Here is a 21456-nt window from a genome sequence, read left to right on the forward strand (position 1 = left end):
CCTCCTCCCGATGCGCAGCCCGCCGCAGCTCAAAACCAGGCGCGTATCCCCATGACGAAGCTGACCCCGCTCGGATCCTCGCCCGCCGCGCGGGCAAAGCGCGCGGTATCGCCCACCTTGCGCGCCCATTCGACACCGACATAGGGCGCGAACTCCCTGACGATCTCGTAGCGCAGGCGAAGCCCGAGCTCGACGTCGGACAACCCCGAGCCAACCCCGATCTCGGGCACGTCCTGCAGCGCAAAATTGATCTCGGTCATCGGCTGGAGGATCAGCCTCTGGGTGATCCGCTGATCATAATAGCCGCCCAGCCGGGCGTGCAGATCGCCCTTGTTCGACAGGAAGAACGCGCCCTCGACCTCGAACCAATAGGGCGCGAGCCCTTCGAAACCGACCGTGGCATAGGTGCGGTCGGGGCTCTGTCCGAAATCCTGCCTGATGCCCGCCTGCGCGTTGAAATAGGGTCCGATCGCGCGGCTGTAGAGAACCTGGGTCTCGACGGTTTCAATGCCCTCGCCGAAGACGGTCTCGCCTTCACTTTTGAGCGTGAGCCGGTTGATGTCGCCGCCATACCAGGCTTCGCCTTCCCAGCGCAGACCGTCGCCGCCCTTGCGCGCCTGATATTCGGCAAGGTTGAGGCTGATGAAGCCGATGGTCTGTCCGCCATTTTCCATCATCATCTCGTGGCGCGAATGTTCCATTTCAGCGCTCGGATAGACGCGGTCGGCATACCAGTCGGACGGCGGCGCGGGCGCGGTGGCGTCGCCTGGGGGCAAATCGGTGCCGCTGGCGCCGCTCTTGGCTTCCATCGTGCCCGCGGCCTTCGGCGTGCAATGGCCCATGCTCGCATGCTCGGGCGGGCAGTCGGGATCGGACGGCGACATCGCGCCATGGTCCATCGCGTCCATTGAGCGTCCGCTCTTGTTCATGGGCTCGGGCTCGAGCGTGCAATGGCCCATCGCCGCATGTTCGGGCGCGCAGCCAAGGGCTTCGACCGGGGGCCCCATATCCTGCATGGCACCATGATCCATCGGCTCAGCCGGCGCGTCGCCGGTGGTCGCGGGGGCGGGCGCAGGCTTGGGTGCCGGCGTCGGCGCCGTTCCGTGCATCGAATGATCCATCGACTGGGCGGCCGCGGGGGCGGCGAAGGCGAGCGGCGCAATGCCTGCGAGCAGGAGCGCGATCCGGGTCATGCCGCGTCCCCCTTCGGGCGAACGCTAACGACACGCATCATCCCCGCGTGCATATGATAGAGAAGGTGACAGTGGAATGCCCAGTCGCCGAGCGCGTCGGCGGTGAAGTCGAAGCTGGCGGTGCCGCCCGGTTGGACGAGCACCGTATGCTTGCGCGGCGAGCGATCGCCCTTGCCCGTGACCAGTTCGAAGAAGTGGCCGTGCAGGTGGATCGGATGGCTCATCATCGAATCGTTGATGAGGTTGATCCGGACCCGCTCGCCCTCGATGAAGGGGATCGGTTCGTGATAGTCCGACATCTTCACGCCGTCGAACGACCACATGAAGCGTTCCATGTTGCCGGTGAGGTGGATGTCGAGCGAGCGCGAGGCGGCGCGCACGTCGGGATTGCGTTCGAGCGCGACAAGATCGTGATAGGTCAGCACTTTGTGCCCGACATCCTCGAGCCCCTGCCCCGGCTCGCCCATGCGGTCGGTGGGCATCGGCGAGATCGTCTGGACGCTCGGGTCGCGCTTGACCTGCGGCGCGACGCTGAAGTCGCGCATGCTGTGCTGCATGGCCGCGCCGCCAGCTGCCCCGCCCGCCGCGCCGTGGGCGCTATGATCCTCGGCGGGCGCAGGCGTGCAATGGCCCATCGCGGCATGTTCGGGCGCGCACGCCGCGTCACCGCCGCCCGCCGCCATCGCGCCCATCCCCATATCCTTCATCGTCGCCAGAGGGCGTTCGCGGAGCGGCGGCACCTCGGCGGCCATGCCGGCGCGCGGCGCGAGCGTCGCGCGACCCATGCCCGAACGGTCGTTTGCCTCGGCCACCAGCGTGTAGGCGCGGTCCTCGACCGGCGTGACGATGACGTCATAGGTTTCGGCGACCGCGATCTGGAATTCGTCGATCTCGGTCGGCACGACGTTGAGCCCGTCGGCCTGGACGACGGTCATCCTGAGACCCGGGATGCGGACATTGAAGATCGTCATCGCTGAGGCGTTGACGATCCGCAGCCGCACACGCTCGCCGGGGTGGAACAGCGCGGTCCAATTGTCGCGCGGACCATGCCCGTTGACGAGGAAGCTATAGGTCGATCCGCTGACGTCCGCGACATCGGCCGGATCCATCCGCATCGCGCCCCACTCGACACGTTCCTTCAGCGACTGGTCCTTGCCGGCGAGCAGCCCGGACAGCGTCTGGCGCTGCATGTTGAAATGGCCCGGGTTGACCTTGAGCTTTCGGAAGATCGCCTCGGGCGACAATTGGCTATGGTCCGAGAGGACGACGACATGCTCGCGATCATAACCGATCGGATCGGCGCCGGCGGGATCGATGACGATCGGGCCGTAATGACCAAGCTGTTCCTGAAGCCCCGAATGGCTGTGATACCAATAGGTTCCCGACTGGACGACGGGAAACTCGTAGACGAAGCGCGATCGCGGCTTGATCCCGGGGAAGCTGACGCCGGGCACGCCGTCCATGTGGAACGGCAGGATCAGCCCGTGCCAATGGATCGAGCTGTCCTCATCGAGGTCGTTGATGACGGTGAGCCGGGCCGTCTGGCCTTCCTTCAGGCGCACGAGCGGCGCGGGCACGGTGCCGTTGATCCCGATCGCGCGGCTGAGCTTGCCGTCGACCCGCATCGTCTGACGCGCGATGCGAAGGCTGATGTCATTGCCCGACACCGTCGGCAGCGGCGCGACGATGCCGGGAGATACCGACTGCGCCCAGGCCGGAAACCAGGGAGCAAGCGCGGCCACGGTTCCGCCGCCCAATGCTCCCGTCACGAAACGACGCCTGTCTATCTTCATAAAATTCCCGGATATTGCCTTGTCTCTATAGTCATACGCGGCACGCTCGCCCGCCCCTCACCCCTTCGGACGAAATTGCGGGGTGGGCCGTGCTTCTGCCTTCAGCCTGTCCCGCGCGCGACCGTCTCGCCGAGCAGCGCCTTCAATTTCGCGCGGGCGCGGTAGAGCCGCATCTCGACCGCCTTCTCGCTGGTCTGGAGGAGTTCGGCGGTTTCCGCCTGGCTCAGTTCCTCGACGCCGCGAAGCACCAGAACCTCGCGCAAATTGGGTGCGAGGCGGGCCATGGCGGCGCGGACGCGGACGAGTTCGGCCCGATCGGCCGCTTCGGCATCGGGCGCCGGGCCGTCGCTCGCGACATCATGCGCGCTTTCGAGCGGCAAGGCGCGAGCGAAGAAGGACCGGACCGCGCGGCGCCGCGCCCAGTCGCGACACTTGTTGAGCGCGATCCGGGCGATCCATATCCGGAAAGGCCGGTCCGCATCATAGCGGCCGAGCGCCGCAAAGCCGGCAACAAAGGTTTCCTGCGTCAAATCCATTGCCTCGTCCGGATCGCCAATATTCGCGCGGATCAGGCGAAAGACTGGCGGCTTGTAGCGTCGCAACAATTCCCGATAGACCTGCTGTTGACCGGCGCTTGCCAGCGCGGCGAGCTCGCGGTCGCTACATTGCGCAAGGTCGAGGCTCACCGCGCATCGGCGGTCAGCGCCCGGACCACGCTCTTGTCGAACATCGCGGCCTGCTCGCGATCGAGAACGACGCGCATCGCGAACAGATGCTGGAGCGTTTCCTTCTGCAGCTCGCCCATCACCCGGTGGGTCTCGTCGATCGCCTCGGTAACGCGCGGTCCATAGCCATGTTCGGCCTCGATCGCCTGCGCGAGCCGGATATTGGCGGCGCGCATGTCGAGTTCGAGCGCATCGCGCCGGGTCGCGAATTTCGCCTCGATCTTGTCGAGCTTCACCTGCTGCGCGGGTGAAAGCTTCAGCTCGCGATGGAGAAGCGCGTGGAGTTCGGTTTCGCTGGCACGCGGCGCCTCGACGACGAGGCGTCCGGCGAGCACGCCAGCGAGTGCTGCGACGAACGCGACCAGACCGAAGAGCAGCAAACGGCGCGACGACGTCATCAACGCGAATCCAGCAAGGTCGAGGGCGCCAGCGGACTGGCCGGAATGAGCGGCGTGATCGGGCTCGCGGCAACGGCGGGCGGAACGACGGCGCTGCCGACAACGAAGCCACCACCCAGCGAAACGAAAGCGGCAATCGCCATCATGCGTCGCACCGCCGACGCCTCGCGCTGCCGACCCGCGAGCGCGGACAGCACACGCTCGTCGAGCGTTTCGAGCGCCGCCGGGACGGGCGCTTCATTCAAAATCCGGAGTTCGTCCATCGGCCTTTCCCGCCAGTCCTTCCAAACAGCATACGCGGACGATCGCATCACCCCTCAGAAATAGTCCAACAAAGTCTTGTTGAAATTCCGAGGGCTGTGCCGCCGCCTTGCGTATTTAGCAGGACAGACCCGGATTTGGAGGTTTTTATAATGAAGTCATTTCTCCCCGCTGCAACCGCCGCCCTCGCGCTGCTTCTGACGCCCGTCGCGGCGGGCGCGCATACCAAGCTGGTGGGCTCGACCCCGGCCGCGAATGCGACCGCCTCGAAGGTGACCTCGGTCAACCTGCGCTTCAACGAAAAGCTGATCGCCTCGACCGTGAAAGCGGAGCTGGTGATGACCGGCATGCCGGGCATGGCCAATCACGCACCGATGAAGATTCCCGCGACGTCGACGATGGGCAAGGACGGCAAGTCGCTGACGCTCACCGCCAAGCGCGCGCTCGTCCCCGGCACCTACAAGGTCACATGGTCGGCAGCGGGCGCCGATACGCACCGCATGGGAAGCGAATTCAGCTTCACGGTGAAATAAGGCCGTGGCCGATCTCCTGCTGATGGGTATCCGGTTCGCGCTGTTCGCTGTCCTGATGCTCATCACGGGACTCGCCGCTTTCCCGCTCCATGCGCTGGAGCCTGGCGAGCGACGGGATCCCGAACTGGGATCGATCCTCTCCCGGCCGCTGCCGTGGCTCTGCGCCGCGGCGCTGTTCCTTTCGCTCATGGGCATGGCGGTCCTGACCGCCAGCATGCAGGGGGTCGGGATCTTCGCCATCGACCCGGCAATGGTCGTCGCGCTCGTGGACGAGACCGATGTCGGCGTCGCCTGGCTCGTGCGCATGGCAGCCCTGCTTGTCACCGCGGTCGCCGCTTTCCGTATCGCCCGCAGCCCGGTCGCGGCGACAATGATCGTCGCCGTCGCCGGAGCCGTCGCGCTGGCGACGCTGGTCTGGTCGGGCCATGCCGGCGCGAGCGAAGGCACCGCCGGATGGATTCACCGGGCAAGCGACGCACTCCATATGATTGCCGCCGCGATCTGGCTGGGCGCGATTGCCGGCTTCCTCCTGATGCTCCGTCCGGGCGAACCGGCCGCAAAAGGCCGTCTCGCGATGACGGCCCGAAGCCTCGACCGGTTCGCGCCGATGGGGACATTGTGCGTGCTCCTGATCGCGGCGACCGGACTGGTGAACGGCCAGATGATCGTCGGGGCCGCGAATATCGGGCGGTCGATCGCCTCGCCCTATGGTCAGCTTCTCGCGATAAAGCTCCTCCTGTTCGCCGCGATGCTGGCGCTCGCCGCCGCCAACCGCTGGCGCCTCACCCCCGCGCTCGGGCGCGCATGCGACGAACCCGATACCGATCCTGCCAGCGCCGCGCGCGCGATGCGCCGCAGCCTGGTCCTCGAAGCCCTGGCGGGTCTCGCAATCCTCGCGCTCGTCGCATGGTTCGGCATGCTGGAGCCCTTCAACCTCGCGTGACCGGCACCCGCCGGCGCTTCAACATCGCGGTCGCGACAAGTCGGTAGCATGGCGCCAATCGGAAAATGCGTCCGGCCGTGTCGATCGATCGGCAGGCTTGACCCTGTAGTAGCTACAGGGTGCATAAGGGCAGCGAATCGAGCGAAGGGATAGTCGCATGAGCATGTTGAACCGTCGGGACGCGGCCGCCCTGATCGCGGCCGAGATGACACAATATCGTGCCGCGCGCCGCGACGGCGACCATCCCACCGCCTGGAACGCCATCGGACGCGCGCACATCGTCGCGCAGCCCTTCCTCGCGCTTCACCTGTCTGCGCACTGGCACATGCTCGGTTTTGCGATTGCCCTTCGCGACTGGCGCGAGGCGGCCGGCCAGCTGCTGCGGCTCGCCCTCGTCCCGCTGGGATCGCTAACCGGAAGGCTGCCCGTCGGCAACACCGGCCGCGCACGGATCAGCGCCTTCCGTCCAATGCCGGTGCCGCCCGATCTCGCCAAGATGATTTCGCCACACGACAAACCGGTTTCGCGCTGATAAGGGAACGGCCATGCCGAATGCGTTCATGCGACTGCTGATGATCATCGGGGTGCTGCTTTGCAGCATGCACGTCGCCGAACCGGCGTCGGCACATTTCACGGCAAGCGAAACCGCCTTTCACCTGTCGGCCGGCGACGGCGAACAGGACAGGCCGAATCCCGCATCGACGCTCGTGCATGGCGGGCATCATCATTGCCCTGTCGCGCCGGACCTCAAGGCCACGTCGACCGACACCCCAGCGCAACCAGCCCGCGCGCCGCTTTTTGCCGCGCCCGTGACCCAGCTCGCTTCGCGCGTCCTGCCCCCGCTACTCGATCCGCCGCTCCTCGCGATCTGAGCACGCTCGCCGCTTTTTATGCGGCGATCTCTCCGATCAACCGAGGATGGAATCTTTATGTTCAGGTTCGTTGCTGCCCTGGTGGCAGCCACATCGTGCGTCGCAATCGCGCACGCACAGGAGGCCGGCACCGAAAGCCGCCAGATATCGGGTCCGCTTCTGACGCTCGGCGAGGCCGTCGCGCTCGCGGGCGGCAGCGCGCCCGCGGCCGAAGCCGCGGCGGCGGACGTCGATGCCGCGAACGCCGCGCGCCGCGCGGCGGGGCTCCGGCCCAATCCCGCGCTTTCGGTCGAAGTCGAGAATTTCGTCGGCACCGGGCCCTATAATGGCATCAATGGCGCCGACGTGACGGCAAGCGTCGCGATCCCGCTCGAACTCGGCGGCAAGCGGCAAGCGCGCGTCGCGGTTGCCGATGCAGCGACGCACCGCGCGCAAATCGCCCAAGCGATCGCCCGGGCGGACATAAGGCTGCAAGTGACCGAACTCTATATCCAGGCCTCCGCGGCCGAAGTGCGGGTCGCGATTGCCGAGGACCAGTATCGTATCGCGGGCGACACCGCGCGTGCCGCGACAATCCGGGTGCAGGCAGGGCGCGCATCGCCGCTCGAACAGGAGCGCGCCGAAGTCGCGCGCCTGACCGCGGAAGCCGAAGCCGACAAGGCGCGGCGCCTCGCCGATGCCGCCCGTGCCAACCTCGCGCGGCGCGTCGGACGTCCGGTCGCCGGCCCGCTCGACATAGCGGTGCTCGGCGGACCCGGAAACGGAACGACGGGCCCACCCCGCCCTGTTTCGGCGTCGGGCACGCTCGCGTTGGCGGCGTCCGACGCCGATCTCCGGGCAGCCGATGCCGGCGTCCAGCTGGCACGCTCGCAGCGCGTGCCCGACGTCACGGTTGGGCCGGGGGTTCGCCGACTCGAGGCGACCAACGACGTGGCGGCGGTGTTCAGCGTCTCGGTGCCGCTGCCGCTGTTCAACAACGGACGCGCGGCGGTCGATCAGGCGAATGCCGAGCGGCGGCGCGCCGACGCGCAGCGCCGTGTCACAGCGCTCGACGTCGAGCAGGCGATCAGCGATGCCGAGGTAGAGGCCGCCAATGCGGCAGCGGCGGCGCGGGTCGCGAGCGGCCCCGCCCTCTCGGCAGCGATGGAAGCGGCCCGGATCGCGCGCATCGGCTACCGCGAGGGCAAATTCGGGCAGCTCGACCTGCTCGATGCCGAACGGACGCTGACCGAGATGCGGGTCGCGTCGATCGAAGCGCTCGCCTCCTATCAACTTGCCAAGGCCCGGTTGGAACGCCTCACGGCTCCCGCGCCCCTCGAAGGAAATTGACGCCATGACCATCAACATCAGCCGAAAGCTGCTGCTCGCCGCGACACTGCCATTCCTCCTCGCGGCGTGCGGCGGCGGCGAGAGCGCCAAGCCCGCCGACGAGCATGGCGAGGAAGAGGCCGGCCATGCCGACGAAGGAAAAATCGCGCTCACGAACGAACAGGTCAAGATCGCCGGGATCGCCCTCGGTCGCCCGACGGTCGGCAGCGCCGGCGCCCTGCAATTGCCGGCGACGATCGAAGGCGATCCGCAAGCAACCCAGGCCGTGTCGGCCGCGATCGGCGGGCGCGTCGTCGCCCTCAATCGCAATCTCGGGCAGACCATCGGCCGGGGACAGACGCTCGCGATCATCGAAAGCCGCGAGGCAGCGCAGCTCCAGGGCGAGGTGCAGGCCACGCGCGCGCGTCTCGCGCTCGCCAACTCCCATCTCGCCCGCGAGGAACGGCTGTTCGCGCAGCGCGTGTCGCCCGAGCAGGATGTCATTGCGGCGCGAACCGCCGCGACCGAGGCGCGGATCGCCTATCAGCTCGCCCAGCAACAGCTATCGGCAGCGGGCGGCGGCGGCGGCCAGCTCAACCGGATCGCGATTGCCGCGCCGATCTCGGGGCAGGTGATCGCGCGCAGCGTCGTTCTCGGACAGACCGTCGCCGCCGACGCCGAGCTTTACCGCATCGCGAACCTGTCGCGCGTTTCGCTGTCGCTGAACCTTCAGCCCGCGGACGCAGGACGCATCCGCCCGGGCGCTATCGTTTCGGTCAGCGCGCCCGGACGCCAGGCGACCGGCAAGATCAGCTTCGTCTCGCCCGCGCTCGATCCGGCCACGAAGCTCGTGCCCGCGATCGCGATCCTCGATAATCGCGCCGGACAATGGCGCGTCGGCGAAGCGGTGACCGCCTCGGTCGCGCTCGCTGGCGCCGACGGCGATGCATCGATCAGCGCTCCCTCGACCGCGATCCAGACCGTCGAAGGCAAGAGTGTCGTGTTCGTTCGCACCAAAGAGGGTTTTAAGGTCGTTCCGGTCGTGCTGGGCGACCGCGCCGGCGCCAATGTGATCATACGCTCGGGACTGAAAGGCACCGAACAGATCGCCATCACCAACAGCTTCGCGCTCAAGTCGGAAATCGGCAAGGGCGAAGCAGGCCATGAGGATTAAGCCATGATCGCCCGCACCGTTACCTGGGCGGTCGAGAAGCGCTGGCTTGTCGTCCTGCTCACCGCCATCGCCGCCGTCATCGGAGCCTTCGCGCTGTCGCGCCTGCCGATCGACGCGGTTCCCGACATCACCAACAACCAGATCCAGATCAACGTCCGCGCGCCCGCGCTTTCACCCGAACTTGTCGAGAAGCAGGTCGCCTTCCCGATCGAGACTGCCCTCGCGGGGATTCCAGGGCTTGAATATACACGCTCGCTGAGCCGCAACGGTTTCGCACAGGTCACCGCCGTTTTCACCGATGGGACCGACATCTATTTTGCGCGCCAGCAGGTGGGCGAACGCCTCAATGAAGCGACCGAAACCATGCCCGACGGCGTCCGGCCTGAGATGGGTCCGATCGCGACGGGGCTCGGCGAAGTCTATATGTGGACGGTGCGTCTCGCGCACCGCAAGGATGATGTGCACAAGCCCGGCGAACCCGGCCTCCAACCCGACGGCAGCTATGTAACACCCGAGGGTGAACGCCTCGTCACCGAGGCGGACAAAGCCACCTATCTTCGCACCGCGCAGGACTGGATCGTCACGCCGCTGCTCCGCACCGTCCCGGGCGTCGCCGGGATCGATGCGATCGGCGGTTATTCGAAGCAATATATGGTGGTGCCCGATGTGCAGAGGCTGGCGGCGCTCGACCTCAGCCTCACCGATCTTGCCGAAGCACTCGAACGCAACAACACAAGCGTCGGCGGCGGGGTCGTCGAACGCAACGGCGAAGGGCTTGCCGTCCGCTCCGATGCGCTCATTCGCGATACCGCCGAGCTGTCGCGGGTCGTGGTCGCGACGCGGTCGGGCGTGCCGATCACACTCGACCAGGTGGCAAGCGTCCGCACCGGCCAAGCCGTGCGCATGGGCTCGGCATCGGAGAATGGCACCGAGGTCGTCGTCGGCACCGCGATCATGCGCATCGGCGAGAACAGCCGGGCCGTCGCGACCGCGGTTGCCGACCGGCTCGATGCGACCAACGCGTCGCTCCCGCCCGACGTCGTCATCGAACCGGTTCTCGATCGCACCAAGCTCGTCAATTCGACGATCTGGACGGTCGGCAAGAATCTGACCGAGGGCGCGCTGCTTGTTATCGTCGTGCTCTTCCTGCTGCTCGGCAATTTCCGCGCGGCGCTGATCGCGGCGCTCGTCATCCCGATCACCATGCTCCTCACGAGCTTCGGTATGCTGCGCGCGGGCGTGTCGGCGAACCTGATGAGCCTCGGCGCACTCGACTTCGGCCTCATCGTCGATGGCGCCGTCATCATCGTCGAAAATGCGCTTCGCCGCATGGCCGAGTTCCAGCACCGCGAGGGGCGGATCCTTACGCTTCAGGAGAGACTTGCTTCGGTCGCAGCCGCGGCGCGCGAGATGGTGCGCCCCTCGGTCTATGGCCAGGCGATCATCATCCTCGTCTATGTGCCTTTGCTCACCTTGAGCGGTGTCGAAGGCAAGACCTTCATTCCGATGGCGTTGACCGTGATCATTGCGCTCGGCTTCGCTTTCATCCTCTCGCTGACCTTCGTGCCGGCCGCGATCGCCATCTGGCTCTCCAAGCGCGTCGAGGAGAAGGAGGGCCGAATCATGACCTGGCTCAAGCAGCGCTACGAACCCGGCCTCGACCGGGCGATGAGCAAACCCAAGGTCACGCTCGGCGCCGGAATCGGCGGGTTCGTCGTCGCGATCCTTGCCTTCTTCTCGCTCGGCCAGGTGTTCCTGCCCCAGCTCGACGAGGGCGACCTGCTTATCCAGGCGTTCCGCGTTCCCTCGACCTCGGTCCAGCAGAGCCAGGCGATGCAGGTTCCGATCGAACGGATGCTCTCGAAGCAGCCCGAGATCGACATCGTCTTTTCGAAGACAGGAACGGCAGACCTCGCATCCGATCCGATGCCCCCCAATGCGACCGACAATTTCGTGATCCTGAAACCCCGAAAGGAGTGGCCCGACCCCAGCCTGCCCAAGGCCGAACTGGTCGAACGGCTGGAAAAGGAGCTGAACAAGATTCCGGGCAATGCCTATGAGATCACCCAGCCGATCCAGATGCGCTTCAACGAGCTCATCGCAGGCGTACGTGGCGACATTGCCGTCAAAGTCTATGGCGACGACTTCGACGCCATGAACCGGACCGCGCAGGAAATCGCCGCGATCTTGCGGAAGACCGATGGCGCGACCGATGTGCGTGTCGAAGAAACCGAAGGTCTCTCGATGCTCGATATTCGGGCGAACCGCGAGGCGATGGCGCGGCTCGGCGTCACCGCACAGGATGTGCAGGACGTCGTAACCGCGACGATCGGCGGCCGCCAGGCCGGCACGATCTTCGAGGGCGACCGCCGCTTCCCCGTGGTCGTCCGGCTGTCGGACGCGCAGCGCTCGGACCTCTCGGTGCTCGAACAGGTGCAGGTCCGCGTTCCCGGCGGCTCTTTCGTGCCGCTCGCCAGCGTCGCCGACATCCGCGTCGTCGATGGACCCAACCAGATCAGTCGCGAAAATGGCAAGCGGCGCATCGTCGTCCAGGCCAATGTTCGCGGCCGCGCGATTTCCGACGTCGTCGCCGATGCCAAGGCAGGTATCGCGAAGGATGTCCGCTTACCCGCGGGCAGCTACCTCGAATGGGGCGGCCAGTTCGAGAATCTGGCCTCCGCTCGCGATCGGCTCCTGCTCGTCATCCCGGCGTGTTTCATCCTGATCCTGCTGCTGCTCTACGGCGCGCTTCGTTCGCCGCGCGACGCGGCGATCGTGTTCACCGGGGTGCCACTGGCGCTGATCGGCGGCGTGCTCGCTCTGTTCCTGCGCGGCATGGATTTCTCGATCTCGGCAGCAGTCGGGTTCATCGCGCTGTCGGGTATCGCGGTGCTCAACGGGCTCGTGATGGTGTCGTCGATCCAGGAGCTGATGCGCTCGGGCATGGCGCGGGCGGAAGCCGCGCGGCAAGGCGCGCTCATGCGCCTGCGTCCCGTGGTGATGACCGCGCTTGTCGCAAGTCTCGGATTCGTGCCGATGGCGCTAGCGACCGGCGCCGGCGCCGAGGTGCAGAAACCGCTCGCAACGGTGGTGATCGGGGGGCTGATCTCGGCCACCTTGCTCACTCTCTTCGTACTTCCGACCCTCTACGCGCGTTATGGAGGCGGACGCGCGCAGAAGGACGAAAGGATCGACGATGGCGCATTCGCATAGTCAAGAAGAGGGCGGCCATTCCGGGCACGACCATATGGCGGGCGCGAACAGCCGGAACCTGACGATCGCGCTGGCGCTGACGGGCACATTTCTCCTCGCCGAACTGGTGGGGGCGTGGCTGTTCAACAGCCTCGCCCTGCTCTCCGATGCGGCGCATATGTTCACCGATGCGGCCGCGCTCGCGATTGCGCTGGCCGCGATCCGCATCGGTCGCCGCCCCGCCGACGTCAAGCGAACCTATGGCTACCGCCGCTTCGAAATCCTCGCCGCAGCGTTCAATGCCCTGCTGCTCTTCGCGGTTGCCGCTTATATTCTCTACGAAGGGATCAAGCGTTTCGTCGAGCCGCAGGAGGTCCAGTCGCTCGGCATGCTGGCGGTTGCCGCCGCAGGGCTCATCATCAATCTTGTATCGATGCGAATGCTTTCGGGCGGCAAGGACGAGAGCCTCAACGTCAAGGGCGCCTATCTCGAGGTCTGGGCCGATATGCTCGGTTCGCTCGGGGTCATCGGGGCCGCGATCCTGATCTATTTCACCGGCTGGAGCTGGGTCGACCCGATCGTCGCCATCGCGATCGGCCTCTGGGTGCTGCCGCGGACGTGGATTCTTCTGCGCGACACCACCAATATCCTGCTGCAAGGCGTTCCGCGCGGCGTCGATCTTGGGGCGGTGCGCGCAAGCATCGCAGCTGTCGAGGGTGTGGCCGAAGTCCACGACCTCCATCTCTGGTCCATCGCTGGCCGCGATATGAGCCTGACGGCACATGTGGTCCTGACGCCGGGACGTGAAGCGGACGCCGTTCGGCTGGCGGTTTCGGAAGCGTTGCACGACGCATTCGAAATCTCGCACGCAACATTGCAGATGGAATCCGCCAGCGAGCAATGCGCCGAGCCGGAGCATGACTAGCCGCGGCGCGAGCTAGCGCTCCGCCCGATAAAGGGAGATCGATCCCGTCGGGGTCTGGATGGCCCGGACTTCCTCGACATCGCGAAAACCCGCGTCGTGCAGGATTTCGGGGACGCAGCCCCGCGCATTCGGCTCGGTAAGCTCAAAGCCATCGATCATCTGAACCTGCCGGAACAAAGTTCGCATCAGGAGCGAGCGTTGCTCGCCATAGTCGGCGATGTAGAGCCCGCCGCCCGGTTTCAGCAGCCGCCACATCTGACCGACGATCGCTTCCTTCACGTCCATCGGGCATTGATGGAGCACAAGGCTCGAAACGATCTTGTCGCATTGCTGGAGCGGGCCGATTTGATCGAGCGCATCGCCCATCGCCTCGAACCAGAGGATGTCCGCATCCGCCTCTTCTGCCTTTCTCCGGGCGATGTCGAGTATATCCGGATCGGGATCGACGCCCAAGATAATGCTGGTCGGGGTCGCCGCCTTGAGCGCTATTGCAAGCGTTCCGGTGCCGCATCCGATATCGACGATCGTCTCGCCGGCCGCCGGAGCGACGAGCTTCACCAGCGCGCCCCGCCACCTCTTTTCGCGCGTCATCAAGGCGAGCACAGCATCGTATCGCTCGATATTGCCCGCCTTGCCCAGCGCGGGCACGAAATCTCGATTTGTGTCTGTCATAATCGGGAAACTAGTCCCGCGGGGACCGGCACGCTTGAACGATGCGGCTATCGCTCCAGAATGATGTCGCTGGCGCGGATGCCGAACATGGCCTTGATCGTCCGGGCAAAATGCGCGGCGTCGGCAAAGCCGGCTGCATGGGCCGCCTCGGTGATGTTCGATCCTGCCAGCAGCCCCTCGAACGCCGCGCTCAGGCGCCGCCACAGGATATAGCGTTGGAACGGCATGCCAATCTCGGAAGCGAACAGGTGCCGGAGCCGGCCGACCGAAAGCCGGGTCCCGGCGGCGACATCGAACAGACGAACCGCGCCGAGCGGGAGGCGCCGTTCGATCGTCGCAGTCATGTCCGAGATGCGCGTATCGATGCTTCGCCGCGGGGCGCGCATCATCCAGTCCTGCCAGAAGGAACGCGTCGCAGCGCCCGGCACGATCTGAAACCGGTCTGCTTCGATGCGATCCCGCAACGTGTCGGGCGGACCGAAACCGGCGGTCGGTTCGACAAAACAGATATCCGCACCGGCGGACGGGAGCAGTTGGTGCCGGGCGTTGGGTTCGATCAACAGGCAGGTGCCCGAAATTTCGCGGCCGTCGCTTCCGATGGCTCGCACGGGCGAGTCCGCGAAAACCGCCTGGGCCGCAAAATGACGATGGGGAATCGCATCGCCGATCGTGCCCGACCACCAGGCCGTCTCGCCCTCGATGCGCAAGGCGCCCTGCCAGAAATTCTTCGCCATCGACGGGTAGGCTACCTCGGCGATCCGGCGCCGTCATTCGTCGATTGTCTCGGCGGACGGGATAATTCGAACAGGATCATGGCCGATCTCCGCGACGAGCGCCTGGAGCCTCTCCCAGCCATTGTCCGTCCCGGAAGTCCGGAATCCTTCTCGCTCTCCTTGCGCCCCGTCCGGAACAAGCGGCTCCCGCGGGGACGCACCGCCGCTGGCAGCCCCGTGTCGGCACTACGCAAGATACCGCCGACCTGTCCGGATCCTCGCCTGGAGCTGGTGACAATATGGAGACAAAGCGCCGTCCCCACAGGCTTGCCACCAGTGACGACGCAATCCGCGCCTTCACTAAATCACTGATTTTATGAAGAAAACTGGAGCGGGCGAAGGGATTCGAACCCTCGACCCCAACCTTGGCAAGGTTGTGCTCTACCCCTGAGCTACGCCCGCTCTGGCGGCTGGAAACCGGTCGGTTCCAGCGGGTGAGGCGGGCGATTAGCACCGGCTTTTTGACTCGGCAACCCCTGATTGTGCATTTTCTCCGAAGGGTTGGCATATCGCCCGCAAATCCCACATAAGCGGGGCAAGAGTCTTTCCGCCGGCGCAGAAGCGACGGCAAATCAAAACAGGAGCATATCTGCGTGGCCACGCTCGGTCTGAATCCCACCGAAAAGGAAGCCGTCGAAGCCTTCCGCCGCGACGTCGTCGAACCCTCGATGACCAGCCTCGTCATCCTCGATTTCTGGGCCGAATGGTGCGGCCCGTGCAAGCAGCTCGGCCCCGTGCTCGAAAAAGTCGCCGCGGATTATGCCGACAAGGGCGTTGTGCTGGTCAAGGTCGACGTCGACGCGAATCGCTTCATCGCCGGCCAGTTCCAGGTCCAGTCGATCCCGACCGTCTATGCGATCTTTCAGGGTCAGCCGGTCGCGAACCTGACCAACGCGCGCACCGAAAGCCAGCTGAAGGCGATTCTCGACCAGCTGCTCGCGCAGCTCCCGATCGAGAGCGAGGCGACCGCCCGCGCGGTCGAGATCGCGCCGCTGATCGAAATGGGCGAAAGCGTTCTGGCCGAAGGCGACGGTCCGCGCGCCGCAAGCATCTTTGCGCAGATTCTCGACATGGCACCCGACAATGCCCCGGCGCATGGCGGGCTGATTCGTGCGCTTGTGCTCGCGGGCGATATCGAAGGCGCGCAGGCCGCGCTCGACATGGTGCCGGCCGAGATCGGCGAAGACCCCGCGATCGCGCAGGCGAAAAGCGCGCTCGCGCTGGCGGCCGACGCCCCCGATGCGGGCGAGCTCGCCGCCTTCGAGGCCGCGGTCGCCGCGAATCCCGGTGACCATCAGGCGCGCTTCGACCTTGCGAGCGCCCAGATCGGTGCCGGCCAGCGCGATGCCGCCTCCGACAATCTGCTCCATATCGTCGCCGCCGACCGCGAATGGAACGAGGATGCCGCGCGCGCCAAGCTGCTCTCGCTATTCGAAGCCGTCGGCCTCGAGGATGCATGGGTGGCCGCGCAGCGGCGGCGCCTGTCGCTGATTCTGTTCGGCTGATGGGCGAAACCGCGCCTTTGACTATCCAGCGGATCGCGATCTTTCCGCTCACCGGCGCGGTGCTGTTTCCCGGGCTGCACCTGCCGCTGCACATTTTCGAGCCGCGCTATTCGGCGATGGTGCAGGAAGTGCTCGCGCGCGACCGGCAGATCGGAATGATCCAGCCGCGCCAGCTGCCCGGCGAAGAGGATCGCGAACCGCCGGCGCTCTATGACGTCGGCTGCGTCGGGCGCATCGTCGACGTCGAGGCGCTCGACGAGGGGCGCTTCAACCTCGTCCTCGAAGGCGTCGCGCGCTTTCGCGTCCGCCGCGAGCTCGACGTCACGACGCCGTTCCGGCAGGTCGAGGCCGAGATCGAACTCGAAGCCGAGGACGAAGCAGTGCTCGCAAGCATCGAGCGCGCGAGCCTCGAACGCGAGGCGAAACGCTTCGCGGCGCGGCAGGGCTATGTCGTCGACTGGGACTCGGTCGGCCAGCTCGACGACGCGACGCTCGTCAACGGTATCGCGCAAGTCGCGCCGTTCGATGCCGCCGCGAAGCAGGCACTGCTCGAAGCGACGCCGATCGACGCGCGCGCCGAACTGGTCGTCCAGCTGATGCAATTTTTCGGCCGTTTCGACGGCGACGACGGCCGCGCCACGTTGCAATAGCGTATTAGTGGAGCTTGCGTACCGGCGCATGCTGGGCGATGTCGGCGAGCGCCCGACGTACGACATGCCGGTCGCTTTCGCGCAACCGTTCCGCCGCGTCGCTCACCATCAGATGGTGCCGAACGAGTTTCTTTTCGGCGGCGAGCCGGGTTGCCAGCCGGCTTTCATCGCCGCGCGATGCGCCCAGCCTGGCGCGGCGACGGCTCGCCCACTCCTCAACCAACCGGTCGGCCAAAAGCGCGGCAAGATTGTCCGCCGCGCCCTGCTCGGTCGCGTTTTCGGCGGCCGGATCAGTCAGCCACGCGTCGGCGCCCTCCTCCTGCAACGCGTCGAGCGATAGCGTCGCGGTGACATGCCGTCGCCCGGCGCAACGCTGGTCGCCGTGAAGCCGGTGCCGCAGCGCCTGCAGTTCGGCGCGGAATTGCCAGTTCACATAGGTGGTGAAACGCGCGCGCGCCGGATCATAGCGTTCGGCGGCGCGATGGAGCGCGATCGCGCACACTTGCGCGGCATCCTCGGCGACATCGGTCAGCCCATAGCTGCGCGTGAAATAGCGGATACGCGGCGCGGCGAGCGCTGACAGCCGGGCGAAGCTGCGGTCGGCCAAAGCCCGCGTCCGCGCGCCCGGCGCCGCGTCGAGCGCGGTTCGCGCCTTAATATAGTCCGTCACCGCTGCTTCGAGCGCGTCGCTTTTTGCCGACATGGTCCGGTCCCCATCCTGTGCGCAGCGTGGTTGCCGCGCGCTCAGGGATAGGATGTCATGCTTAGTGGCGGGCTATCAGCGCCCTAGGTAGTAATACCTAGACTTCGGCGCCCGCGAGCAGGCGCGGCAGGTCGCCCGCCTCGCCGCGCGCCTCGTCCATGAAGAACCGCTTGAGCACCGGCATCCGCTGCACCGCGCCGAGCCCGGTGCGTCGCACCGCAGCGGCGGTGCGACCCGGGATACCGAACAGCCGCGTCAGCCCGTCGGTCGCGAGGCTGACCATCATATTGTCGAGCCCGCGCCAGCGCTGATAGCGCGCGAGCAGCGCCGCATCGCCGAGGTCGAGCCCGAGTCGCGCCCCCTCGACGAGCACTTCGGTGAGCGCCGCGACGTCGCGGAGACCAAGGTTGAGCCCCTGCCCCGCGATCGGGTGGATGCCGTGCGCGGCGTCGCCGACGAGCGCGATGCGGTCGGCGACGATCGACGCGCTGTGATGAAAGCCGAGCGGATAGGTCATGCGCGGTGCGACGAGCTCCATCGCGCCGAGCACCCCGCCCGCGCGCTTCTGCAGCTCGGCAACGAAGCCGCGCTCGCCGAGCTTGGCGAAACCGGGACCGTCCTTTTCGGCGACCGTCCAGACGAAGGCCGAACGGTGGCGTCCCTGCGCGTCGTCGACGAGCGGCAGCAGCGCGAACGGACCTGAGGGATAGAAGATTTCGTGCGCGACCTGGCCGTGCGGCTTTTCGTGCGCGACCGCGCCGATCATCGCATGATGATGGTACGACCAGTTGGCGATGCTGAACCCCGCGGCATCGCGCGTCGGCGAGCGGCGCCCCTCGGCGACGATCAGCAGCGGCGCCGCGAGCTTTGTGCCGTCGGCGAGCGTCAGCGTGACGCCATGCGCGTCGATCTCGCGCGACACGACCTGTGCCGGCATCAGCAGGCGGACGAGCGGCGCGTCAGCGAGCAAAGCGGCAAGCGCGAGGCGGAGTTGGCGATTCTCGACCATCGTGCCGAGCGGCGGGTCGCCGTCGGCGGTGACGAAGTCGAGTTCGCCGCCGCGGCCGCTGTCGGGCGCGCCGTCGCCCACCTTGATGGCGCGGATCGGGCAGCCATGCCCGGCAAGGCGATCGGCGATCCCCAGCACCTCGAACATCTGCCACGTCGCGCTGGCAATCGCCGAGGCGCGGCCGTCGAACCCCGGCGCGATCGTCGTCACCGGGTCGGCGGGATCGACGATCTGGACCGACAGGCCATGATGGGAAAGGGCAAGGGCGAGCGCCTGGCCGACAAGGCCCCCACCCGAAATCAGGACATCGCTGCGCAGCGTTTCACTCATGCCGTTGCCCTAGCGTGCGGCAGGGCGGTTGGAAAGGCTGTGGGCGAGCGCTGGGCCGCGCTTGACGCCGAGTCCGCCCCATGCGCATATCGCCGTGGTTAACTGACAGGGACCGGAAAAGAGCATGGCTAGCCGCAAGGCCGCACCCGCAAAGGCCGATTGGCGCACGGTTTTCCGCCAAAGCATCGCGCGATCGCTGGTGATCGCCGCGGCGGTGGCGCTCGGCCTGTTCACGCTCTTCCTGACCCTCGCGCTGGTCACCTATGACAGCACCGACGCGGCGCTGAACACCGCCGCGCACGGCACCGCCGCCAACTGGATGGGCGCTGCGGGCGCCTGGTTCGCCGACCTCGGCCTGTCAATCGGCGGCGCGCCGATCGTCCTGCTGCTGCCGCTGCTTGGCATCATCGCGTGGCGGTTGTGGACGGGCGAGGCGCAGCCCTATTGGCCGCGCCAGCTTGCCTACAGCTTTATCGGCATCCTGCTCGTCGGGCTGGGCGCCGAACTCTGGTCGCCGGCGACGAACGCGCCGATGCCCGCCGGCTGGGGCGGGATCATCGCGCTGCTGATCGGCGGCGCGGTCGCGCCGTTGTTCGCGCAGGCGGGCGAACCCGCGGCGGCGCTGATCCGCTTTGCGACGATCCTGCTGCTTGTCGGGCTTGGCCTGTGGCTCGCGTGGCGCGCGTTGCGGCTCGAAAAGGGCTGGGCGTCGCGCTTCAGGCTGCCCGCCGCCGAGGGCAGCAACCGCGTCATCGAACCCGCGCGGATGCCAAGCGACGAGGTAAAGGCGCCGAGCCTGATCGAGGATCGGGTCGTGCGGCCGCGCGCGGTTGCCGAGCCGAGCGACCGCGCCCCGCCCGAGATCGCCGACCCGGCGCAGCGTACGGCGCCCTCCAAACCCAAGCCGAAGCCGCAGACCGAGCTGTTCACCAATTACCAGCTGCCGTCGATCGACCTGCTCGCGCCGCCCCCCCCGGGACCGACCGGGCAGATCGACAAGGCGGGGCTCGAGCGCAACGCGCGCCTGCTCGAATCGGTACTCGAGGATTTCCAGGTCAAGGGCGTCGTCACCGCGGTCCGCCCCGGCCCCGTCGTCACCATGTACGAACTCGAGCCCGCGCCGGGCACGAAAGCCAGCCGCGTGTCGAACCTCGCCGACGATATCGCGCGCAACATGTCGGCGCTGTCGGCGCGCATCGCGCCGATCCCCGGCCGCACCGTGATCGGCATCGAACTGCCCAACGCGCATCGCGAATCGGTGGTGCTGCACGAAATCATCGGCAGCGCGCTGTTCCAGGACCAGACCGGCGCGCTGCCGATCATCCTGGGGAAGAATATCAGCGGCGACGCGATGATCGCCGACTTGGCCCCGATGCCGCACCTGCTGATCGCGGGTACGACGGGTTCGGGTAAGTCGGTCGGCCTCAACGCGATGATCCTCTCACTCCTTTATCGCCTGGGCCCCGACCAGGTGAAGATGATCATGATCGATCCCAAGATGCTGGAACTCAGCGTCTATGACGATATTCCGCACCTGCTTGCCCCCGTCGTGACCGAGCCCAAAAAGGCGATCCGCGCGCTCAAATGGGCGGTCGAGCAGATGGAGGATCGCTACCGGATGATGTCGTCGCTGTCGGTGCGCAACCTCGCGAGCTACAACGACAAGGTGCGCGGCGCGCTCGCCAAGGGCAAGTCGCTCGGGCGCCGCGTCCAGACGGGTTACGATCCCGACACCGGCCAGCCGGTCTATGAGGAAGAGACGCTCGATTACGCGCCGCTGCCGCAGATCGTCGTCGTCGTCGACGAACTCGCCGATTTGATGATGACCGCGGGCAAGGAGGTCGAGTTCCTGATCCAGCGCCTCGCGCAAAAGGCGCGCGCGGCGGGCATCCACTTGATCCTCGCGACCCAGCGCCCCTCGGTCGATGTCATCACCGGCGTGATCAAGGCGAACCTGCCGACGCGCATCAGCTTCAACGTGACGTCGAAGATCGACAGCCGCACGATCCTCGGCGAAGCCGGCGCCGAACAGCTGCTCGGCAAAGGCGACATGCTCTATGTCCCCGGCGGCAAGCAGATTACGCGCATCCACGGGCCGTTCGTGTCCGACGACGAAGTCCGCGCAGTCGCCGATCACTGGAAAGGCCAGGGCCGCCCCGACTATATCGAGAGCGTCACCGAAGATCCCGAGGACGGCGGTTTCGCGATGGAGGGCGCCCCCGCGGGCGGCGACAGCGCCGAAGACCGCATGTACGCAAAGGCGTGCCAGATCGTCGTCGAAAGCCAGAAGGCGTCGACAAGCTGGCTGCAGCGCCAATTGCGCATCGGGTACAACAGCGCGGCGCGCCTGATCGAGCGGATGGAGGAGGAAGGGCTGGTCAGTCCGCCCAACCATGTCGGCCGCCGCGACGTGCTCACCGACCAGTACGGCCAGCAAAGATGAGGAACCATTGACGGCCTCACGACTTGAACAGCGTCTAACGAGAGGTTCAGCGCG

The 21456-nt window shown here is 66.6% G+C and carries 20 protein-coding genes and 1 tRNA gene; 11 read left to right on the forward strand and 10 right to left on the reverse strand.

The window, feature by feature from the left end; genetic code table 11:
• Positions 1-29: 29 nt before the first annotated feature.
• From ACTJI5_RS05765 to ACTJI5_RS05785, 5 genes are all read right to left on the reverse strand, one after another.
• Positions 30-1193 carry a copper resistance protein B gene (locus ACTJI5_RS05765; protein WP_440859665.1) on the reverse strand — a complete coding sequence of 388 codons (1164 nt, stop codon included), beginning with the start codon at positions 1191-1193 and terminating at the stop codon, positions 30-32.
• Positions 1190-2986 carry a copper resistance system multicopper oxidase gene (locus ACTJI5_RS05770; RefSeq protein ID WP_440859666.1) on the reverse strand — a complete coding sequence of 599 codons (1797 nt, stop codon included), beginning with the start codon at positions 2984-2986 and terminating at the stop codon, positions 1190-1192. Before ACTJI5_RS05770 ends, ACTJI5_RS05765 begins: the two co-directional genes overlap by 4 nt.
• 101 nt (positions 2987-3087) lie before the next feature.
• Positions 3088-3672, reverse strand: coding sequence for an RNA polymerase sigma factor (locus ACTJI5_RS05775; protein ID WP_440859667.1), 585 nt, complete (start codon positions 3670-3672; stop codon positions 3088-3090).
• Positions 3669-4109 (reverse strand): periplasmic heavy metal sensor, encoded by a 441-nt coding sequence (locus tag ACTJI5_RS05780; protein WP_439513649.1) that lies wholly within the window; start codon positions 4107-4109, stop codon positions 3669-3671. Before ACTJI5_RS05780 ends, ACTJI5_RS05775 begins: the two co-directional genes overlap by 4 nt.
• The gene (locus ACTJI5_RS05785) at positions 4109-4372 is read right to left on the reverse strand and encodes a hypothetical protein (protein WP_058538639.1); all 264 of its coding nucleotides are present in this window, start codon (positions 4370-4372) and stop codon (positions 4109-4111) included. The genes ACTJI5_RS05780 and ACTJI5_RS05785 overlap by 1 nt, the downstream gene beginning before the upstream one ends.
• A gap of 150 nt (positions 4373-4522) precedes the next feature.
• On the opposite strand from ACTJI5_RS05785, the gene ACTJI5_RS05790 reads away from it, so the two are divergent.
• From ACTJI5_RS05790 to ACTJI5_RS05825, 8 genes are all read left to right on the forward strand, one after another.
• The gene (locus tag ACTJI5_RS05790) at positions 4523-4903 is read left to right on the forward strand and encodes a copper resistance protein CopC (protein ID WP_058538638.1); all 381 of its coding nucleotides are present in this window, start codon (positions 4523-4525) and stop codon (positions 4901-4903) included.
• Positions 4904-4907: 4 nt separating this feature from the next.
• Positions 4908-5846, forward strand: coding sequence for a copper homeostasis membrane protein CopD (gene copD, locus ACTJI5_RS05795; protein WP_440859668.1), 939 nt, complete (start codon positions 4908-4910; stop codon positions 5844-5846).
• Between the two features lie 157 nt (positions 5847-6003).
• Positions 6004-6378: a DUF3703 domain-containing protein gene (locus ACTJI5_RS05800; RefSeq protein WP_440859669.1), complete on the forward strand. Its 375-nt coding sequence runs from the start codon at positions 6004-6006 to the stop codon at positions 6376-6378.
• Positions 6379-6391: 13 nt separating this feature from the next.
• Positions 6392-6718 carry a hypothetical protein gene (locus ACTJI5_RS05805; protein WP_310250522.1) on the forward strand — a complete coding sequence of 109 codons (327 nt, stop codon included), beginning with the start codon at positions 6392-6394 and terminating at the stop codon, positions 6716-6718.
• Positions 6719-6775: 57 nt separating this feature from the next.
• Complete coding sequence (locus ACTJI5_RS05810; RefSeq protein ID WP_058538635.1) at positions 6776-8047, forward strand: TolC family protein; 1272 nt, start codon at positions 6776-6778, stop codon at positions 8045-8047.
• Between the two features lie 4 nt (positions 8048-8051).
• Positions 8052-9200 carry an efflux RND transporter periplasmic adaptor subunit gene (locus ACTJI5_RS05815; protein ID WP_440859670.1) on the forward strand — a complete coding sequence of 383 codons (1149 nt, stop codon included), beginning with the start codon at positions 8052-8054 and terminating at the stop codon, positions 9198-9200.
• 3 nt (positions 9201-9203) lie between these two features.
• A complete protein-coding gene (locus tag ACTJI5_RS05820; protein WP_440859671.1) occupies positions 9204-12413 on the forward strand; it encodes an efflux RND transporter permease subunit in 3210 nt (1069 codons plus the stop codon).
• Positions 12397-13317: a cation diffusion facilitator family transporter gene (locus tag ACTJI5_RS05825; protein ID WP_440859672.1), complete on the forward strand. Its 921-nt coding sequence runs from the start codon at positions 12397-12399 to the stop codon at positions 13315-13317. The genes ACTJI5_RS05820 and ACTJI5_RS05825 overlap by 17 nt, the downstream gene beginning before the upstream one ends.
• Positions 13318-13329: 12 nt before the next feature.
• Here ACTJI5_RS05825 and ACTJI5_RS05830 read toward each other — a convergent pair whose 3' ends face one another.
• The 3 genes from ACTJI5_RS05830 to ACTJI5_RS05840 all read right to left on the reverse strand — a co-directional run bounded on the left by ACTJI5_RS05830 (position 13330) and on the right by ACTJI5_RS05840 (position 15164).
• Positions 13330-13965, reverse strand: a complete 636-nt coding sequence (locus tag ACTJI5_RS05830; RefSeq protein ID WP_440859673.1) for a class I SAM-dependent methyltransferase — start codon at positions 13963-13965, stop codon at positions 13330-13332.
• Between the two features lie 71 nt (positions 13966-14036).
• Positions 14037-14696, reverse strand: coding sequence for a helix-turn-helix domain-containing protein (locus ACTJI5_RS05835; protein ID WP_440859674.1), 660 nt, complete (start codon positions 14694-14696; stop codon positions 14037-14039).
• Between the two features lie 393 nt (positions 14697-15089).
• Positions 15090-15164 (reverse strand) — tRNA-Gly (locus ACTJI5_RS05840).
• Positions 15165-15355: 191 nt separating this feature from the next.
• Here ACTJI5_RS05840 and ACTJI5_RS05845 point away from each other — a divergent pair.
• Positions 15356-16267: a tetratricopeptide repeat protein gene (locus ACTJI5_RS05845; protein ID WP_440859675.1), complete on the forward strand. Its 912-nt coding sequence runs from the start codon at positions 15356-15358 to the stop codon at positions 16265-16267.
• On the forward strand, positions 16267-16917 hold the full coding sequence (locus ACTJI5_RS05850; protein ID WP_310250493.1) for an LON peptidase substrate-binding domain-containing protein: 651 nt from the start codon (positions 16267-16269) through the stop codon (positions 16915-16917). The genes ACTJI5_RS05845 and ACTJI5_RS05850 overlap by 1 nt, the downstream gene beginning before the upstream one ends.
• Positions 16918-16921: 4 nt before the next feature.
• Here the strand turns inward: ACTJI5_RS05850 and ACTJI5_RS05855 are convergent, their stop codons facing one another.
• Both ACTJI5_RS05855 and ACTJI5_RS05860 read right to left on the reverse strand, forming a co-directional pair.
• Entirely contained in the window at positions 16922-17620 is a 699-nt protein-coding gene (locus ACTJI5_RS05855) for a sigma factor (protein WP_440859676.1), read from the reverse strand.
• Positions 17621-17717: 97 nt separating this feature from the next.
• Positions 17718-18959, reverse strand: a complete 1242-nt coding sequence (locus tag ACTJI5_RS05860) for an FAD-dependent monooxygenase (RefSeq protein WP_440859677.1) — start codon at positions 18957-18959, stop codon at positions 17718-17720.
• Positions 18960-19083: 124 nt separating this feature from the next.
• Between ACTJI5_RS05860 and ACTJI5_RS05865 the strand changes: the two genes are divergently transcribed.
• Entirely contained in the window at positions 19084-21402 is a 2319-nt protein-coding gene (locus tag ACTJI5_RS05865; protein ID WP_440859678.1) for a DNA translocase FtsK 4TM domain-containing protein, read from the forward strand.
• Positions 21403-21456 lie beyond the last annotated feature (54 nt).

The organism is Sphingopyxis sp. 22461, assembly GCF_052044915.1.
In the GTDB taxonomy this organism is placed as follows: Bacteria; Pseudomonadota; Alphaproteobacteria; order Sphingomonadales; family Sphingomonadaceae; genus Sphingopyxis.

Coding starts and splice junctions, on each gene's coding strand:
- ACTJI5_RS05790 (WP_058538638.1), top strand. CDS start 4,523: ATGAAGTCATTTCTCCCCGCTGCAACCGCCGCCCTCGCGCTGCTTCTG.
- ACTJI5_RS05800 (WP_440859669.1), top strand. CDS start 6,004: ATGAGCATGTTGAACCGTCGGGACGCGGCCGCCCTGATCGCGGCCGAG.
- ACTJI5_RS05825 (WP_440859672.1), top strand. CDS start 12,397: ATGGCGCATTCGCATAGTCAAGAAGAGGGCGGCCATTCCGGGCACGAC.
- ACTJI5_RS05765 (WP_440859665.1), bottom strand. CDS start 1,193: ATGACCCGGATCGCGCTCCTGCTCGCAGGCATTGCGCCGCTCGCCTTC.
- ACTJI5_RS05850 (WP_310250493.1), top strand. CDS start 16,267: ATGGGCGAAACCGCGCCTTTGACTATCCAGCGGATCGCGATCTTTCCG.
- ACTJI5_RS05785 (WP_058538639.1), bottom strand. CDS start 4,372: ATGGACGAACTCCGGATTTTGAATGAAGCGCCCGTCCCGGCGGCGCTC.
- ACTJI5_RS05810 (WP_058538635.1), top strand. CDS start 6,776: ATGTTCAGGTTCGTTGCTGCCCTGGTGGCAGCCACATCGTGCGTCGCA.
- ACTJI5_RS05805 (WP_310250522.1), top strand. CDS start 6,392: ATGCCGAATGCGTTCATGCGACTGCTGATGATCATCGGGGTGCTGCTT.
- ACTJI5_RS05855 (WP_440859676.1), bottom strand. CDS start 17,620: ATGTCGGCAAAAAGCGACGCGCTCGAAGCAGCGGTGACGGACTATATT.
- ACTJI5_RS05820 (WP_440859671.1), top strand. CDS start 9,204: ATGATCGCCCGCACCGTTACCTGGGCGGTCGAGAAGCGCTGGCTTGTC.
- ACTJI5_RS05770 (WP_440859666.1), bottom strand. CDS start 2,986: ATGAAGATAGACAGGCGTCGTTTCGTGACGGGAGCATTGGGCGGCGGA.
- ACTJI5_RS05865 (WP_440859678.1), top strand. CDS start 19,084: ATGGCTAGCCGCAAGGCCGCACCCGCAAAGGCCGATTGGCGCACGGTT.
- ACTJI5_RS05815 (WP_440859670.1), top strand. CDS start 8,052: ATGACCATCAACATCAGCCGAAAGCTGCTGCTCGCCGCGACACTGCCA.
- ACTJI5_RS05780 (WP_439513649.1), bottom strand. CDS start 4,109: ATGACGTCGTCGCGCCGTTTGCTGCTCTTCGGTCTGGTCGCGTTCGTC.
- ACTJI5_RS05860 (WP_440859677.1), bottom strand. CDS start 18,959: ATGAGTGAAACGCTGCGCAGCGATGTCCTGATTTCGGGTGGGGGCCTT.